Below are 16,734 nucleotides of genomic sequence, written 5' to 3'. Positions count from 1 at the left end.
CCACCCGGCAAACTCACATCAAAAATCCGCTTTCAACACCACGCGATACCGGGCTTTCCCGTCGCGTACGTGCTGGATAGCTTCGTTAATTTTCGACATCGGATAAAGCTCGGTGGTGGGTGCCACTTTGGTGCGTCCGGCGAACTTCATCAGCTTGCGCAACTCGTACGGCGTACCGGTTGCGGAACCGGATACGCTGCGATCCCCGCCGATCAGGGTAAACGCCGGAACCGGCAGAGGTTTCATTACCGCACCCACGGTGTGGAAGTTACCGCCGTAGGCCAGCGCTTCAAAGTATGGCTGCCAGTTGAGATCGACGTTGACGGTGTTGATGATCAGATCAAACTGACCCGCCAGCGCCTTCAGCGCTTCAGGATCGCGGCTGTTCACCACTTTATCCGCACCCATCGCCAGCACTTCCTGTTCTTTTGCCGGGTTCGAGCTGAACGCCGTCACTTCACAGCCCATTGCGTGCAGCAGTTTGATGGCAATATGTCCCAGGCCGCCAATACCAATGACGCCTACGCGGCTGGTCGCAGTGACGTGGTGCATCAGCAGTGGTTTAAAGACGGTGATACCGCCACACAGCAGCGGACCGGCGGATTCAATATCAATGCTCTCCGGCAGGGGAATAACCCATTGCCAGTCGGCACGCAGTTTATCGGCAAATCCGCCTTTGTTCAGAATGGTTGGCACCGCGCCTTCAAGGCAGTTGATCTGGTTGCCGCTGATACAAGCATCACAATGACCGCAGCTGCGTGCCGTCCAGCCAATACCTACGCGCTGGCCGACCTTCAGCCCTTTGTCCTGGGCGGCGCTACCGAGCGCCGCGACGCGACCAATGACTTCATGCCCGGCAATCAGTGGATAGCTCGAGAAGCCCCATTCGTTGTCGATCATCGAGAGATCCGAGTGACAGATCCCGCAGTAATCAACCTGCACTTCGACGTCTTCTGCTTTTAGTTCGCCCGCATCGTATTCGTACAGCTCAAGTTCTGCACCCGCCTGCGGTGCGGCGTAGCTTTTTATCTTCGACATCGTGTTTCCCCCGTTGTGGTGTGAACTGAGAGTGTAGAGCATTCAGTTTACGGCCGCTTAACAGAAGGGGGCAGGAACAAAATTTACAGATTTTTCAGCATTCTCACTTCGCAGTCGACGTGGCCCGTGCAGCCCAGCGGCGCATCGATATGCTCAAAGCCAAGATGTTCATACAGGCCGATGGCCTCTTTGAGGAAGGCGGTTGTTTCGAGGTAACAGCGCGTAAAACCCTGAGTACGAGCATGATCAAGGGCGAGCTGCGCCAGTTTTTTTGCCAGCCCTTGTCCGCGAGCGGACGGCAGGAAATACATTTTCTGTAGCTCACAGATGTCCGGCTCGCTGCAGCTCAGCGGCGCAACGCCGCCACCGCCTACTACCTGGCCGTTCTGCTCTATGACCCAATAGGCGTGGCCCGGTTGGCTGTAGAGCTGAAAAAGCTCGTCAAGATTGGGGTCAGCAACGGTATAGCCTTTATCCGCTGTCAGCCCATACTCCGCAGAAACGGTGCGGATAACGGTGGCAATAGCCGGATTGTCCTGCTCAGTGATCCGACGCATCGTCGTCGCGACGGGGGTAATCACGCTCATAGTATTACTCATGACAAAAATTGACACACAGCTGCTGTTAATAGCACCGCAGAAAAGGGAGTGCAAGCGAGGAGTTTTCAGGAAGGATACCCCTTACGCCCTGAAGCGTAAGGGGTAAAAGCATTACAGGGCAGCAATAACCGCCTGCTGCTCAATCAGCTTGGTCTTCGCATCCGCGAAGGCAACCAGACGTTCACGCTCTTTGGCAATGACCGCCTCCGGCGCACGGGCGACAAAGCCTTCGTTCGCCAGTTTGCTTTCGATTTTGCCAATTTCTACGTCGACTTTCGCCACTTCTTTCGCCAGACGCGCCAGCTCAGCATCTTTGTCGATCAGACCTGCCATCGGGATCAGCAGCTCGGCGCCGTCGATGATTTTGGTCACGGAAACCGGACCTTTGTCATCTGCAGGCAGCACGGTGATGCTTTCCAGACGCGCCATCGTTTTCAGGAAGGTGCTGTTCTCGTTCACGCGACGCACGGCAGCCTCGCTGCAGCCGCGCAGCAGCAGTTCCAGCGGCTTGCTCGGGGCGATGTTCATTTCTGCACGAACGTTACGCACGGCAACAATCGCCTGCTTCAGCCATTCGGTATCGGCAGCGGCGGCTTCATCAACGCGCGCAGCATCGAATTCCGGGAACGGCTGCAGCATGATGGTATCGGCATTGATACCTGCAATCACCTTCACGCGCTGCCAGATGGTTTCGGTAATGAATGGAATGACCGGATGCGCCAGGCGCAGCAGACCTTCCAGAACGGTAATCAGCGTGTTGCGCGTGCCGCGCAGCTCCGCTTCAGAACCGCCGTTCATCACCGGCTTCGCCAGCTCCAGGTACCAGTCGCAGAACTGGTTCCAGGTGAATTCATACAGAATGCCCGCTGCGATATCGAAGCGGTAGCTGTCCAGCGCCTCACGGAACGCTTTCACGGTCTGGTTGAATTCCGCCAGGATCCAGCGGTCCGCCAGGGAAAGGGTCATCTCGCCGCCGTTGAAGCCGCAATCCTGATCTTCGGTGTTCATCAGCACGAAGCGGCTGGCATTCCACAGCTTGTTACAGAAGTTACGGTAACCTTCCAGACGCTTCATGTCCCAGTTGATGTCGCGGCCGGTCGAGGCCAGCGCCGCCAGGGTGAAGCGCAGGGCGTCGGTACCGTGAGACTCAATCCCGTTCGGGAACTGCTTCTCGGTGCGCTTGCGGATTTTCTCTGCCAGCTGCGGCTGCATCATGTTGCCGGTACGTTTTTCCAGCAAATCTTCCAGCGAAATACCGTCAACCATATCCAGTGGGTCGATAACGTTACCCTTGGATTTGGACATCTTCTGGCCTTCATCGTCACGGATCAGACCGGTCATGTAGACGGTATGGAACGGAACCTGAGGCTTGCCGTCTTCGTCTTTGATGAAGTGCATGGTCATCATGATCATGCGCGCAATCCAGAAGAAGATGATGTCGAAACCGGACACCATCACGCTGGTTGGGTGGAACTGACGCAGCGCGTCGGTGTTCTCAGGCCAGCCAAGGGTGGAGAAGGTCCACAGCGCGGAAGAGAACCAGGTATCCAGTACGTCTTCGTCCTGACGCAGCGCAACGTCAGCGCTCAGGTTGTTTTCCTGACGCACTTCGTCTTCGCTGCGGCCAACGTAGACGTTGCCTTCGTTGTCATACCACGCCGGGATGCGGTGACCCCACCACAGCTGACGGGAGATACACCAGTCCTGAATATCACGCATCCAGGAGAAGTACATGTTTTCGTACTGCTTCGGCACAAACTGGATGCTGCCGTTTTCAACCGCTTCCACCGCCGGTTTCGCCAGCACGTCGGCACGGACGTACCACTGGTCGGTCAGCATTGGCTCGATAACTACGCCACCACGATCGCCGTAGGGCACGGTCAGGTCGTGAGGTTTAATCTCTTCCAGCAGGCCGAGTGCGTCAACGGCAGCCACAATCGCTTTACGCGCGGCAAAACGTTCCAGTTTCTGGAATTCAGCCGGGATCTCGCTGGAGTAAACGTCAGATTCGTTGCCTTTGGTGTCGTACACTTCTGCGCTTTCACGGATATCACCGTCGAAGGTCAGAATGTTGATCATTGGCAGGGCGTGACGACGACCTACTTCATAGTCGTTGAAGTCGTGCGCCGGAGTGATTTTCACGCAGCCAGTGCCTTTTTCCATGTCGGCGTGTTCGTCGCCCACGATCGGAATACGGCGGTTTACCAGCGGCAGCACTACAAATTTGCCGATCAGATCTTTATAACGCGGATCTTCCGGGTTAACGGCCACGCCGGTATCGCCCAGCAGGGTTTCCGGACGGGTGGTGGCAACGACCAGATAATCTTTACCGTCTGCGGTTTTTGCGCCGTCGGCCAGCGGATAGCGGATGTGCCACATGGAGCCTTTCGACTCGCGGTTTTCCACTTCCAGGTCAGAGATGGCGGTACGCAGTTTCGGATCCCAGTTCACCAGGCGCTTGCCACGGTAAATCAGGTCTTCTTTGTACAGACGGACGAAAACTTCTTTCACGGCATTGGACAGGCCTTCATCCATGGTGAAGCGCTCGCGCTCCCAGTCCACGGAGTTGCCGAGGCGGCGCATCTGACGGGTAATGGTGCCGCCGGATTCCGCTTTCCACTGCCAGATTTTGTCGATGAAGGCGTCGCGACCGTAGTCGTGGCGGGTTTTTCCTTCTTCAGCGGCAATTTTACGCTCAACCACCATCTGGGTCGCGATACCCGCGTGGTCAGTCCCCGCCTGCCACAGGGTGTTTTTACCCTGCATGCGCTGGTAGCGGATCATGGTGTCCATGATGGTCTGCTGGAAAGCATGTCCCATATGCAAACTGCCGGTGACGTTCGGCGGCGGGATCATGATGCAGAAGGACTCTTTGCTTTCGTCGCCGTTAGGCTTGAAATAGCCCTGCTGTTCCCAGTGCTCGTAAAGCGGCTGTTCGATATCGCGTGGGTTATATGTCTTTTCCATTATTTCCAGGTTGCCGTATTCAGGTTAAAACCAGCCAGGCGGTACGCTTTATAGCGTTCGCGCGCCAGTTGTTTCAAAGATTCTTCGTAAGGGACAAAGTCTACCACTTCTGTGAAAGCGGTGGCAAAATCTGCAAAGTCTGCCCGCAGGCTAATGAGAATATCGCGCGCGCTGCTGTTGCGCTTTTGTGGCCAGGCGATCTCGACCGGGGCGCCACCGCGCGGACCTTCGCCCGACAGGTTATGCGGGACAAAACTCTCCGGTGGGCGGGCCCACAGGGCTTCATCAAGGCGAATCGCCTGCTGTTCATCTTCACAGGCAATCAGAACGCGTTTACCTGCGCGCCAACGTTCTGCGGCAATGTCACACACCAGCTGTTCGACGGCGCTGAGGCCATCCTGATGGGTGTCGTTGTCCAGAAGGTAGAACGTTGCATTCTTCATATATGGGGCTTCTTGTCGTGGATTTAAATGCAAAGCCGGGTGGCGCTACGCTTACCCGGCCTACGGTTGAGCGACGTTGTCGGCCGGGTAAGGCGAAGCCGCTACCCGGCGTTTTACATCACTCGTCGCCGTTAAAACCCGCACGATTGAGCAGGAACTGCGACAGCAGCGCCACCGGACGACCGGTGGCGCCTTTGGCTTTACCGGAGCGCCATGCGGTACCCGCGATATCCAGGTGTGCCCAGTTATACTTGCGGGTGAAGCGTGCCAGGAAGCAGCCCGCGGTGATAGCCCCGCCAGGACGACCGCCGATGTTCGCCATATCCGCAAAGTTAGACTCCAGCTGTTCCTGGTACTCGTCACCCAGCGGCAGACGCCATGCGCGATCGCCAGCCTGTTCAGATGCCCCGATAAGCTCGTGCGCCAGCGGATTGTGGTTCGACATCAGTCCGGTGATGTGGTGGCCCAGTGCAATCACGCAGGCACCCGTCAATGTGGCGACGTCAATTACCGCTTCAGGCTCGAAGCGCTCAACGTAGGTCAGCACGTCGCACAGCACCAGACGGCCTTCGGCATCGGTGTTCAGCACTTCAACGGTCTGGCCTGACATCGTGGTCAGCACGTCACCCGGACGATAGGCGCGTCCGCCAGGCATGTTTTCGCAGCCTGCCAGAACGCCGATCACGTTAATGGGCAGCTGGAGCTCCGCGACCATGCGCATCACGCCGTAAACCGCCGCCGCGCCGCACATGTCGTACTTCATCTCATCCATGCCTTCGGCAGGCTTGATGGAGATGCCGCCGGAGTCGAAGGTCAGGCCTTTACCGACGAGCACGACAGGGCGCGCATCTTCCGACGGGTTGCCCTTGTATTCGATGACCGACATCAGGGATTCGTTCTGCGAGCCGTTGCCGACCGCCAGATAGGAGTGCATCCCCAGCTCTTTCATCTGCTGTTCACCGATGACGCGGGTGATGACGTTTTTGCTGTAGGAGTCTGCCAGCTGGCGCGCCTGAGAGGCCAGATAGGCAGCGTTACAGATGTTCGGCGGCATGTTACCGAGGTCCTTCGCCGCTTTAATACCGGCGGCAATCGCCAGACCATGCTGAATAGCGCGTTCGCCGCTGGTCAGTTCGCGACGGGTTGGCACATTGAAGACCATTTTACGCAGCGGACGACGCGGCTCGCTTTTATTGGTCTTCAGCTGATCGAAGCTGTACAGGCTCTCTTTTGCGGTTTCGACCGCCTGACGGACTTTCCAGTAAGTGTTACGGCCTTTAACGTGCAGCTCGGTCAGGAAGCAGACGGCTTCCATTGAACCGGTATCATTCAGCGTATTAATGGTTTTCTGAATGACCTGCTTATACTGACGCTCGTCCAGCTCGCGCTCTTTGCCGCAGCCAATCAGTAGAATACGCTCTGACAGGACGTTTGGAACATGGTGCAGTAACAGCGTCTGCCCAGGTTTGCCTTCCAGTTCGCCACGGCGCAGCAGGGCGCTGATATAGCCGTCACTGATTTTATCGAGTTGCTCGGCGATCGGGGAGAGTCGGCGTGGTTCAAAGACACCCACAACGATGCAGGCACTCCGCTGTTTCTCCGGGCTACCGCTTTTTACACTGAACTCCATGCACTACGCTCCTGAATCTTAAAGACAACAGCGGCTGCTACGGATAGAATTGAAACCTTTCGTAACTCATGTCCGCTGTTGTGGTGACTTCGTGTTAATCTTACGTTACTACGGTTTCGACACGTCAGAAAAAGTCCTGAAGCGTGAATCCGCCGGATGTTTTAATCTTAGCGATGATTTCGACGACTCAAGAGAATAAATGACGTTTAAGCCATGAAACAAGCGATTTTCCAGCAAAGAGACGGGTTTTTACGGGCGTATTTAAAGTGATAATCATAAGATATCTGGTGCGGGAGACGCTCAAAAGCCAACTGGCGATCCTCTTCATCCTGCTGCTGATTTTTTTCTGTCAGAAGCTGGTTAAGATCCTCGGTGCGGCCGTTGACGGCGAAATTCCAACGAATCTGGTGCTTTCCCTGCTTGGTTTAGGGATCCCGGAAATGGCGCAGCTGATCCTGCCGCTGAGTCTTTTCCTCGGCCTGCTCATGACGCTCGGCAAGCTGTACACCGAGAGTGAAATCACGGTGATGCATGCCTGTGGCCTGAGCAAAGCCGTACTGGTGAAAGCGGCGATGATACTGGCGCTGTTCACGGGGATCGTGGCGGCAGTGAATGTGATGTGGGCGGGCCCCATGTCTTCTCGTCATCAGGACGAAGTGCTGGCCGAAGCGAAAGCGAACCCCGGCATGGCGGCGTTAGCGCAGGGGCAGTTCCAGCAGGCGACCGACGGTAACTCTGTGCTGTTCATTGAGAGCGTTGACGGCAGTAAATTCAACGATGTATTCCTGGCCCAGCTGCGACCTAAAGGTAACGCGCGTCCATCCGTCGTGGTGGCAGATTCCGGTCAGCTGGCGCAGAGTAAAGATGGTTCGCAGATTGTCACGCTGAATAAAGGCACTCGCTTTGAAGGCACCGCGATGCTGCGCGACTTCCGTATTACGGATTTCCAGAACTATCAGGCTATTATCGGCCATCAGGCGGTGGCGCTCGATCCGACGGATACCGAGCAAATGGATATGCGTACATTGTGGAACACCGACACCGACAGAGCGCGTGCAGAGTTCCACTGGCGTATTACGCTCGTATTCACCGTGTTTATGATGGCACTGATTGTGGTTCCGCTGAGCGTGGTGAACCCGCGTCAGGGGCGCGTGCTCTCTATGCTGCCAGCGATGCTGCTTTACCTGATCTATTTCCTGCTGCAAACCTCTATTCGCTCTAACGGCGCGAAGGGTAAGCTGGATCCTATGGTCTGGACGTGGTTCGTTAACAGCTTGTACATCTTACTGGCGCTGGGATTAAACCTGTGGGATACGGTGCCAGTGCGCCGCATACGTGCCCGGTTTTCGCGTAAAGGAGCCATCTAATGCAGGCGTTTGGCGTTCTTGACCGCTATATCGGTAAAACCATTTTTACCACCATCATGATGACGTTGTTCATGCTGGTGTCGCTCTCCGGCATTATCAAATTTGTCGACCAGCTGAAAAAAGCCGGGCAGGGCAGTTATGACGCGCTGGGCGCAGGGATGTACACCCTGCTCAGCGTGCCAAAAGATGTGCAGATCTTCTTCCCAATGGCGGCCCTGCTGGGGGCACTCCTCGGGCTGGGCATGCTGGCACAGCGCAGCGAGCTGGTGGTGATGCAGGCCTCAGGCTTTACCCGTATGCAGGTTGCGCTGTCGGTAATGAAAACCGCTATCCCGCTGGTGCTGTTGACCATGGCGATTGGTGAGTGGGTGGCACCGCAGGGCGAGCAGATGGCGCGTAACTATCGTGCTCAGGCCATGTACGGTGGTTCACTACTCTCGACGCAGCAAGGGCTGTGGGCGAAAGATGGTAAAAACTTCGTCTACATCGAACGGGTAAAAGGCGATGATGAACTGGGCGGCGTGAGCATCTACGCCTTCAATGACCAGCGCCGCCTGGAGTCAGTACGACATGCCTCTTCGGCAAAGTTTGACCCCGAACATAAGCAGTGGCGTTTGTCGCAGGTGGATGAATCTGACCTGACCGATCCAAAACAGATCACCGGTTCGCAGACCGTCAGCGGCACGTGGAAGACCAACCTCACGCCGGATAAACTCGGCGTCGTGGCGCTGGATCCTGATGCGCTCTCTATCAGCGGCTTGCACAACTATGTGAAGTACCTGAAGGCGAGCGGGCAGGATGCCGGACGTTATCAGCTCAACATGTGGAGCAAGATCTTCCAGCCGATGTCCGTGGCGGTAATGATGCTGATGGCGCTGTCGTTTATCTTCGGTCCGCTGCGTAGCGTACCGATGGGCGTGCGCGTGGTGACGGGGATCAGCTTCGGCTTTGTCTTCTACGTTCTCGATCAGATCTTCGGACCGCTGACGCTGGTGTACGGTATCCCGCCGATTATTGGCGCGCTGCTGCCGAGTGCCAGTTTCTTCCTGATCAGCCTCTGGCTGCTTTTGAAACGCTCCTGACAGACCTCTCCTCGCTTCCGGTTGACCGGGAGCGAGGCTAATCTCCTGTTTCACCCCGCACTTTTTCTCACAACCTTCAACGTCCTGCCCCGAATTTGAGTATTATTGAGCGATAAAGTCGTGAAGGGATCCTCTATGAAGCAAATTCGAATGCTTGCCCAGTATTACGTCGACCTGATGATGAAGCTTGGGCTGGTGCGTTTCTCCATGCTGCTGGCGCTGGCGCTGGTCGTTCTGGCCATTGTCGTGCAAATGGCCGTCACCATGGTTCTGCATGGCCAGGTCGAGAGTATCGACGTCATCCGCTCTATCTTCTTTGGCTTGCTTATTACCCCCTGGGCCGTCTATTTCCTTTCCGTCGTGGTTGAACAGCTTGAGGAGTCTCGTCAGCGCTTGTCAAAACTGGTGGATAAACTGGAGGAGATGCGCGAGCGCGATCTGAAACTCAACGTTCAGCTTAAAGACAATATTGCGCAGCTGAATCAGGAAATTTCAGATCGTGAGAAGGCGGAGGCGGAGCGTCAGGCCACGCTGGAACAGCTGAAAGTTGAAATGAAAGAGCGCGAGGTGACGCAGATCCAGCTTGAGCAGCAATCCTCTTTCCTGCGTTCGTTCCTGGATGCTTCGCCGGATCTGGTGTTCTACCGCAACGAAGATAAAGAGTTTTCCGGCTGTAACCGGGCAATGGAACTCCTGACCGGAAAAAGCGAGAAGCAGTTGATTCATCTGAAGCCGCAGGACGTTTACTCTGAGGAGGCGGCCGCCAAGGTCATGGAAACGGACGAAAAAGTGTTCCGCCATAACGTCTCGCTGACCTACGAGCAGTGGCTGGATTATCCGGATGGCCGCAAAGCCTGCTTTGAGATCCGTAAAGTGCCCTATTATGACCGCGTAGGGAAACGCCACGGCCTGATGGGCTTCGGCCGCGATATCACCGAGCGTAAGCGCTATCAGGATGCCCTGGAGCGCGCCAGCCGCGATAAAACCACCTTTATCTCCACCATTAGCCACGAACTGCGTACGCCGCTCAATGGCATTGTGGGGCTGAGCCGTATTCTGCTGGATACCGATCTCACTGCAGAGCAGGAAAAGTACCTGAAAACAATTCATGTCTCGGCGGTTACGCTGGGTAATATCTTCAACGATATTATCGATATGGATAAGATGGAACGCCGTAAGGTTCAGCTTGATAACCAGCCGATTGATTTCACCAGTTTCCTTGCCGATCTGGAAAATCTGTCTGGTCTTCAGGCGCAGCAGAAAGGGCTGAGGTTCGTCATGGAGCCCACCCTGCCGCTGCCGCATAAAGTGGTTACCGACGGTACGCGGTTGCGCCAGATCCTGTGGAACCTGATCAGCAACGCGGTGAAATTTACCCAGAAAGGGCAGGTGGCGGTGCGTATCCGCTATGACGCAGGCGACATGCTGCACTTCGAGGTGGAGGACTCCGGGATCGGTATTCCACAGGAAGAGCAGGACAAAATTTTCGCGATGTACTACCAGGTGAAGGACAGCAACGGCGGAAAACCTGCCACCGGGACCGGTATTGGCCTGGCGGTGTCTAAACGGCTGGCGAAGAGCATGGGCGGTGATATTACCGTTGCCAGCCAGCCGGGCAAAGGATCAACCTTTACGCTGACGGTGCATGCGCCAGCTGTGGCGGAAGAAGTTGAGGATACCTTTGAAAACGACGATATGCCGCTGCCAGCCCTGCACGTCCTGCTGGTGGAAGATATTGAGCTGAACGTCATTGTGGCGCGCTCGGTGCTGGAAAAACTGGGCAACAGCGTGGATGTGGCAATGACCGGTAAAGCCGCGCTGGAGATGTTTACACCGGGCGAATATGACCTCGTTCTGCTGGATATCCAGTTGCCGGATATGACCGGGCTGGATATCTCGCGTGAACTGACGCGTCAGTACGCGGCTGACGAACTGCCGCCGCTTGTGGCGCTAACGGCAAACGTACTGAAAGACAAAAAAGAGTATCTCGACGCCGGTATGGACGATGTACTCAGCAAGCCGCTGGCGGTGCCTGCTCTGACCGCCATGATCAAGAAGTTCTGGGATACCCGTGATGAAGAGGAGAGCACCATGACGTCTGTTGATAGCGCAAAAGCCCAAACGATACTCGATACCGCGATGCTGGAGCAGTACATTGACCTGGTCGGCCCGAAACTGATTACCGACGGTCTGGCTGTGTTTGAAAAAATGATGCCGGGCTATCTGAGCGTGCTGGAGTCAAACCTGACGGCACGGGACCAGAAGGGCATCGTGGAAGAAGGGCATAAAATCAAAGGGGCCGCCGGCTCGGTCGGGTTACGCCACCTGCAGCAGCTGGGCCAACAGATTCAGTCGCCTGATTTACCCGCCTGGGAAGATAACGTGGGTGATTGGGTTGAAGAGATGAAACAAGAGTGGCAGAACGATGTGGCGGTGCTTAAAGCCTGGGTGGACGCCAGAAAAAAATGACCCCGGTTTAACCGGGGTGCGCGAATACTGCGCCAACACCAGGGAAATCGTGGCTGCGCCTGTTTTTAAACGTTATTTTCGAATGGGCGCCGCCTGAAAAATTTAGGCCGCACGCAGATAAGATAGCAAATCTTAAATGGTTTGTTACATGAATCAGTGAAATGTGTGAAGCATAGCGTTTTAATCAAAATTATTAATGTGCTTCAGCAAGTTGCAAAGAAGGATCGTCAAGATGAAAAAAATGGGTGTCGTCCTGAGCGGATGCGGTGTTTATGATGGCTCAGAGATACATGAAGCCGTAATTACCCTACTGGCTCTGGCAAAACAGGGCGCAGAGGTGATGTGTTTTGCGCCAGATAAAAATCAGGCGGATGTCATTAACCATCTGACCGGCGAGCCAATGGCCGAAACCCGTAATGTGTTGATTGAAGCCGCGCGTATTGCCCGGGGAGAAATTCGTCCGCTGGCCCAGGCAAATGCTGCTGAACTGGATGCGCTCATTGTGCCGGGTGGCTTTGGTGCCGCGAAACATCTCAGCACTTTTGCTGCTGAAGGCGCGGCTTGCAAGGTGGACGCGGATTTAAAAGCGCTGGCGCAGGCGATGCATGCGGCGGGTAAGCCGCTGGGCTTTATCTGCATTGCACCGGCCATGCTGCCAAACATTTTTGATTTCCCGTTACGGCTGACAATCGGGACCGATATCGATACTGCTGAGGTCATCGAGGAGATGGGTGGCGAACACGTTCCGTGCCCGGTCGACGACATTGTCGTGGATGAAGAGAACAAAATCGTCACCACGCCCGCGTACATGCTGGCGCAGAATATCGCGCAAGCGGCTGAGGGTATTGAAAAACTGGTAGCCCGGGTACTGGTGCTGACGGAATGAGCCGACAGTCTTCCGCAGGAAAATGGGTGAAATACCTTCTTTTGCGCATCGTACTCGTGCTGGCGGTGTTCTGGGGAGGCGGACTGGCCGTGTTCAGCATTTTGCCAGTACCGTTTTCAGCCGTTATGGTTGAGCGTCAGCTCGGCGCGTGGTTCTCCGGTGATTTTGGCTATGTCGCGCATTCTGACTGGGTGAGTACGGACGAGATCTCACCGTGGATGGGGCTGGCAGTCATCGCGGCGGAAGATCAGAAGTTCCCGGAGCACTGGGGGTTCGATGTGGCCGCGATTGAAAAGGCGCTTGCCCATAACGAACGCCATGAAAATCGCGTGCGCGGTGCGTCTACCCTGTCGCAACAGACGGCAAAAAATCTGTTCCTGTGGGATGGCCGAAGCTGGGTGCGAAAAGGGCTGGAAGCGGGGCTGACCCTGGGAATGGAAACAGTCTGGAGCAAAAAGCGCATTCTGACCGTCTATCTCAATATTGCCGAGTTTGGGGAGGGGGTATTTGGTGTCGAAGCTGCATCACAACGCTATTTTAATAAACCTGCCAGCAGGCTAAGCATGTCGGAGGCCGCGCTGTTAGCCGCTGTACTGCCTAATCCTCTTCGCTTTAAGGCCAGTGCCCCATCAGGCTACGTGCGAAGCCGTCAGGCGTGGATCATGCGCCAGATGAGACAGCTGGGTGGGAAGGGATTTATGCAGCGTAATCATCTGATGTAGGGCGGGTAAGCGCAGCGCCACCCGCCAGAATGGCAGACCTAATCTTCGTCAAACCCGGCATTAAACAGCGCAATCACCGCCGCCAGCGCTTCCTCTTCCTGAGGGCCGGTGGCTTCGACCTCAATCTGGCGCCCTTTGGCAGAATCCAGCATCAGCAGGGCGATAACGCTGTTCGCTTCCGCTTCGGTGCCTTCATCATTGCGCAACAGAACTTCTGCATCAAAACCCTGCATCAGCTCAAACAGTTTCATCGCCGGGCGTGCATGCATTCCCAGCTTGTTGGTGATCTCAACGGTTTGTTTTACGGTCATGTTTTACGTTTTTCCAGCGTGCGATGACGGGACTGAACGTTCTTGCCGCGCGAGCGGAAATAGTCGGCCAGCTGTTCGGCAATGTAGACCGAACGATGTTTACCGCCGGTACAGCCAATCGCCACCGTCAGGTAGCTACGATTGTTTGTCTCCAGCATAGGTAACCATAGCTCAAGGTAGCTTCGCGTCTGGTAGATAAAATTGTGAACTTCTGTGTGCCTGTCGAGGAACGCCGCAACGGGTTTATCCAGGCCGGTCATAGGACGCAGTTTAGGATCCCAGTGCGGGTTCGGCAGGAAGCGCACGTCGAAAACATAGTCCGCATCAATCGGAATACCGTGCTTAAAGCCAAAGGATTCGAACACCATCGTCAGTTCGCGCTCGCGTTTGCCCAGCAGGCGGGTACGCAGCATTTCCGCCAGTTCATGAACGGACATCTCTGAGGTATCGACAATCAGGTCGGCGCGTGAACGCAGCGGTTCCAGCAGATCGCTCTCTTCGTCGATGGCGCTTTCCAGCGAGAGATTTTTACTGGAAAGCGGGTGCAAACGCCGGGTATCGCTGTAGCGGCGGATCAGGGTATTGCGATCGGCATCGAGAAACAGCAGTTGAGGCGAGAACGCGTCAGGCAGGTTACTCATTGCCTGCTCGAAGATTTCAGGCGACTCGGGCATGTTACGAACGTCGATACTGACGGCAGCAGAGGTTTGTCTCTCCGCCAGGGTACGCGCCAGATCGGGCAATAACACCACCGGCAGGTTATCTACGCAGTAAAAACCCATGTCTTCCAGCGCGCGCAGGGCAACGGATTTCCCCGACCCTGAACGACCGCTGACAATCATCAGCACCATGTTCCGTTTCTCCTCAGGACAACAGATGTGAAGGCCATCTCCTGGTTACGCGTCATCCTGATTGCCTTCTGCTTCAGTGATAATCTGATAAAGCTCTTCATCACTTTGGGCTGAGCGCAGTCGACGGCAGATGGTTTTATCGGCCAGACGTTTAGCGACCAGCGAAAGCGTGTGTAGATGGGTTTTGGTCTGGTCGGCAGGAACCAGCAGCGCGAAGAGGAGATCGACGGGCTGATTATCAATGGCATCAAAGGCAATTGGCGTTTCCAGTTGCACAAACACACCGACGGCACGCAGGGTGTCCTCTTCCAGTTTGCCGTGCGGGATCGCGATGCCGTTGCCGATACCGGTACTGCCCATCTTTTCACGGGTCAGGATCGCTTCGAACACCACCTGCGGCGGCAGGCCCAGCTGTTTTGCAGCCAGTTCACTGATGATCTCCAGCGCACGTTTTTTGCTCTGGCAGTGAACGGCACTGCGGGTACATTCCTGGTTAAGGACATTGCTCAGTTGAAGAGCGGAATCGTTGTTCATCATAATTTCACCTAAGCGCTAACTGTACAAATGGCCTGTTGTTTTTCACAACAGGCCGTCCTGCACCCGTTAACTGCCCGGACAATTAGTGTTGTTTCAGTTTATCTTTATGTTTATTGAGCTGTCGCGCAAGCTTATCAATCAAGCCGTCGATAGCAGCGTACATGTCTTGCCCTTCCGCACTGGCATGGAGTTCACCCCCGTTTACATGCAGGGTCGCATCCGAGATATGAGTCACTTTCTCCACTTTCAACACAACGTAGACCTGGTTGATCCTTTCGAAATACTGCTCGAGTTTCGCGAACTTAGCGTTCACAAAATCACGTAAGGCCTCAGTAATCTCGACATTGTGTCCTGTGATATTGAGCTGCATAGTGTCTTCCTTATCGGTTGTGTCAGACCAGTTGTTTACGCTGGTTTGACGGCGGAATGGATAAAGACTCTCGATACTTCGCAACAGTACGACGTGCCACCATAATACCCTGATCGGACAGCATGGTGGTTAACTTACTGTCACTCAGTGGCTTCGCGGGGTTCTCCGCGGCGATCAACTTCTTCACCAGTGCGCGAATCGCCGTTGACGACGCTTCGCCGCCGCCCTCGGTACTCACGTGGCTGGAGAAGAAATACTTAAGCTCAAAAATACCGCGCGGACTGTGCAGATACTTCTGCGTGGTGACGCGGGAAATGGTTGATTCATGCATCTCGACGGCCTGAGCGATATCCGCCAGTACCATCGGTTTCATATATTCTTCGCCCTGCTCAAAGAATGCCTGCTGCTGTTCGACGATACAGCGGCTCACGCGAAGCAGGGTATCATTTCGGCTCTCCAGACTCTTGATCAACCATCGCGCTTCCTGAAGGTTGCTACGAATATATTGATTATCGGCGTCGTTGCGCGCGCTGGTGCACATGGAGGCGTACTGCTGGTTGATTTGCAGGCGAGGGATGCTGTCAGAGTTCAGTTCAACGACCCAGCGGTCGTTATGTTTTCTGACCAGCACGTCCGGGATCACGTACTCGGGTTCACTGGTCTGGATCGACTGACCAGGCCGCGGATCGAGCGACTGAATCAGATTCACCGCCTCTTTCAGCACCTCTTCTTTGAGGCGCGTAACGCGCATCAGGCTACGAAAGTCGTGGTTAGCGAGAAGATCCAGATGATCGCTGATGATTAAGCGTGCTTCGTCGAGCCATGGCGTCTCTTTGCTGAACTGAGAAAGCTGGATCAGCAGGCAGTCGCGCAGATCTTTCGCTGCCACGCCTACGGGATCGAAACGCTGAATACGTTTCAGAACGGCTTCAATCTCTTCCAGCTCAATCTCTTCATCGCCCATGCTCTCCAGAATGTCGTCCAGCGTGACGGTCAGATAACCGGTGTCATCAACGGCGTCGACAATGGAGGTGGCAATGGCACGATCGGTATCGGAGAACGGGGTCAGCTCCACCTGCCACATCAGGTAATCCTGCAGCGACTGGGTGGTTTCGCCCTGATAAACCGGTAGCTCATCGTCCTGGTAGTCTGCACGCGTACCGGAAGGGGTGCCGGCGGTATAAATTTCATCCCAGCTGGCATCCAGAGGAAGCTCGTCCGGCATCTCTTTTTGTTCGAGCGCATCTGCGGTGTCGAGCGATTCTGTATCCTGGGACTGCTGTGTATCTACCTCATCATGAAGATCGGCTTGCTCCAGCAGGGGATTGCTGTCCAGCGCTTGCTGGAGCTCCTGCTGGAGTTCTAAGGTGGACAGTTGCAACAGACGAATTGCCTGCTGTAACTGCGGCGTCATCGCCAGTTGTTGGCTGAGCCTTAATTGCAAACCTTGCTTCATGTTCAG

The 16,734-nt window shown here is 55.3% G+C and carries 15 protein-coding genes; 5 read left to right on the top strand and 10 right to left on the bottom strand.

Features of this window, described 5'->3' with window-relative positions; translation table 11 throughout:
• Positions 1-18: 18 nt before the first annotated feature.
• From AAER43_RS20390 to pepA, 5 genes are all read right to left on the bottom strand, one after another.
• Positions 19-1,038 (bottom strand): NAD(P)-dependent alcohol dehydrogenase, encoded by a 1,020-nt coding sequence (locus AAER43_RS20390; protein WP_014885407.1) that lies wholly within the window; start codon positions 1,036-1,038, stop codon positions 19-21.
• 83 nt (positions 1,039-1,121) lie between these two features.
• Complete coding sequence (locus tag AAER43_RS20385) at positions 1,122-1,625, bottom strand: GNAT family N-acetyltransferase (RefSeq protein ID WP_023331404.1); 504 nt, start codon at positions 1,623-1,625, stop codon at positions 1,122-1,124.
• 123 nt (positions 1,626-1,748) lie between these two features.
• The gene (locus tag AAER43_RS20380; protein WP_014885405.1) at positions 1,749-4,604 is read right to left on the bottom strand and encodes a valine--tRNA ligase; all 2,856 of its coding nucleotides are present in this window, start codon (positions 4,602-4,604) and stop codon (positions 1,749-1,751) included.
• Positions 4,604-5,047 carry a DNA polymerase III subunit chi gene (holC, locus tag AAER43_RS20375; RefSeq protein WP_014885404.1) on the bottom strand — a complete coding sequence of 148 codons (444 nt, stop codon included), beginning with the start codon at positions 5,045-5,047 and terminating at the stop codon, positions 4,604-4,606. The genes AAER43_RS20380 and holC overlap by 1 nt, the downstream gene beginning before the upstream one ends.
• 118 nt (positions 5,048-5,165) lie before the next feature.
• Positions 5,166-6,677 (bottom strand): leucyl aminopeptidase, encoded by a 1,512-nt coding sequence (pepA, locus tag AAER43_RS20370; RefSeq protein WP_014885403.1) that lies wholly within the window; start codon positions 6,675-6,677, stop codon positions 5,166-5,168.
• 266 nt (positions 6,678-6,943) lie between these two features.
• Here pepA and lptF point away from each other — a divergent pair, with 266 nt between their 5' ends.
• The 5 genes from lptF to mtgA all read left to right on the top strand — a co-directional run bounded on the left by lptF (position 6,944) and on the right by mtgA (position 13,203).
• On the top strand, positions 6,944-8,044 hold the full coding sequence (lptF, locus tag AAER43_RS20365) for an LPS export ABC transporter permease LptF (RefSeq protein WP_014885402.1): 1,101 nt from the start codon (positions 6,944-6,946) through the stop codon (positions 8,042-8,044).
• Positions 8,044-9,126 (top strand): LPS export ABC transporter permease LptG, encoded by a 1,083-nt coding sequence (lptG, locus tag AAER43_RS20360; RefSeq protein WP_014885401.1) that lies wholly within the window; start codon positions 8,044-8,046, stop codon positions 9,124-9,126. The genes lptF and lptG overlap by 1 nt, the downstream gene beginning before the upstream one ends.
• Positions 9,127-9,261: 135 nt before the next feature.
• On the top strand, positions 9,262-11,595 hold the full coding sequence (gene arcB, locus AAER43_RS20355) for an aerobic respiration two-component sensor histidine kinase ArcB (protein WP_014885400.1): 2,334 nt from the start codon (positions 9,262-9,264) through the stop codon (positions 11,593-11,595).
• A gap of 232 nt (positions 11,596-11,827) precedes the next feature.
• On the top strand, positions 11,828-12,481 hold the full coding sequence (gene elbB, locus AAER43_RS20350; RefSeq protein ID WP_057057741.1) for an isoprenoid biosynthesis glyoxalase ElbB: 654 nt from the start codon (positions 11,828-11,830) through the stop codon (positions 12,479-12,481).
• Entirely contained in the window at positions 12,478-13,203 is a 726-nt protein-coding gene (gene mtgA, locus AAER43_RS20345) for a monofunctional biosynthetic peptidoglycan transglycosylase (protein WP_050861517.1), read from the top strand. The genes elbB and mtgA overlap by 4 nt, the downstream gene beginning before the upstream one ends.
• Before the next feature lie 38 nt (positions 13,204-13,241).
• On the opposite strand, the gene npr is transcribed toward mtgA, so the two are convergent.
• The 5 genes from npr to rpoN form a co-directional block, all read right to left on the bottom strand.
• Positions 13,242-13,514: a PTS phosphocarrier protein NPr gene (gene npr, locus AAER43_RS20340; protein WP_003861872.1), complete on the bottom strand. Its 273-nt coding sequence runs from the start codon at positions 13,512-13,514 to the stop codon at positions 13,242-13,244.
• Complete coding sequence (rapZ, locus tag AAER43_RS20335) at positions 13,511-14,365, bottom strand: RNase adapter RapZ (RefSeq protein WP_014885397.1); 855 nt, start codon at positions 14,363-14,365, stop codon at positions 13,511-13,513. Before rapZ ends, npr begins: the two co-directional genes overlap by 4 nt.
• 45 nt (positions 14,366-14,410) lie before the next feature.
• Positions 14,411-14,902 (bottom strand): PTS IIA-like nitrogen regulatory protein PtsN, encoded by a 492-nt coding sequence (gene ptsN, locus AAER43_RS20330; RefSeq protein ID WP_008501443.1) that lies wholly within the window; start codon positions 14,900-14,902, stop codon positions 14,411-14,413.
• 82 nt (positions 14,903-14,984) lie between these two features.
• A complete protein-coding gene (gene hpf / locus AAER43_RS20325) occupies positions 14,985-15,272 on the bottom strand; it encodes a ribosome hibernation promoting factor (RefSeq protein WP_014171818.1) in 288 nt (95 codons plus the stop codon).
• Between the two features lie 22 nt (positions 15,273-15,294).
• Complete coding sequence (rpoN, locus tag AAER43_RS20320; RefSeq protein ID WP_014885396.1) at positions 15,295-16,728, bottom strand: RNA polymerase factor sigma-54; 1,434 nt, start codon at positions 16,726-16,728, stop codon at positions 15,295-15,297.
• Between the last annotated feature and the right edge of the window lie 6 nt (positions 16,729-16,734).

It is taken from the genome of Enterobacter sp. FUJ80071, from assembly GCF_038739915.1.
Lineage (GTDB): Bacteria > Pseudomonadota > Gammaproteobacteria > Enterobacterales > Enterobacteriaceae > Enterobacter > Enterobacter kobei.
This window is presented reverse-complemented; position numbering and strand designations above follow the sequence as displayed.

Bases quoted from the DNA above. Each gene is read 5' to 3' on its own strand.
- AAER43_RS20390 (WP_014885407.1), bottom strand. From the start codon at position 1,038: ATGTCGAAGATAAAAAGCTACGCCGCACCGCAGGCGGGTGCAGAACTT.
- AAER43_RS20385 (WP_023331404.1), bottom strand. From the start codon at position 1,625: ATGAGCGTGATTACCCCCGTCGCGACGACGATGCGTCGGATCACTGAG.
- AAER43_RS20380 (WP_014885405.1), bottom strand. From the start codon at position 4,604: ATGGAAAAGACATATAACCCACGCGATATCGAACAGCCGCTTTACGAG.
- holC (WP_014885404.1), bottom strand. From the start codon at position 5,047: ATGAAGAATGCAACGTTCTACCTTCTGGACAACGACACCCATCAGGAT.
- pepA (WP_014885403.1), bottom strand. From the start codon at position 6,677: ATGGAGTTCAGTGTAAAAAGCGGTAGCCCGGAGAAACAGCGGAGTGCC.
- lptG (WP_014885401.1), top strand. From the start codon at position 8,044: ATGCAGGCGTTTGGCGTTCTTGACCGCTATATCGGTAAAACCATTTTT.
- arcB (WP_014885400.1), top strand. From the start codon at position 9,262: ATGAAGCAAATTCGAATGCTTGCCCAGTATTACGTCGACCTGATGATG.
- elbB (WP_057057741.1), top strand. From the start codon at position 11,828: ATGAAAAAAATGGGTGTCGTCCTGAGCGGATGCGGTGTTTATGATGGC.
- mtgA (WP_050861517.1), top strand. From the start codon at position 12,478: ATGAGCCGACAGTCTTCCGCAGGAAAATGGGTGAAATACCTTCTTTTG.
- npr (WP_003861872.1), bottom strand. From the start codon at position 13,514: ATGACCGTAAAACAAACCGTTGAGATCACCAACAAGCTGGGAATGCAT.
- rapZ (WP_014885397.1), bottom strand. From the start codon at position 14,365: ATGGTGCTGATGATTGTCAGCGGTCGTTCAGGGTCGGGGAAATCCGTT.
- ptsN (WP_008501443.1), bottom strand. From the start codon at position 14,902: ATGATGAACAACGATTCCGCTCTTCAACTGAGCAATGTCCTTAACCAG.
- hpf (WP_014171818.1), bottom strand. From the start codon at position 15,272: ATGCAGCTCAATATCACAGGACACAATGTCGAGATTACTGAGGCCTTA.
- rpoN (WP_014885396.1), bottom strand. From the start codon at position 16,728: ATGAAGCAAGGTTTGCAATTAAGGCTCAGCCAACAACTGGCGATGACG.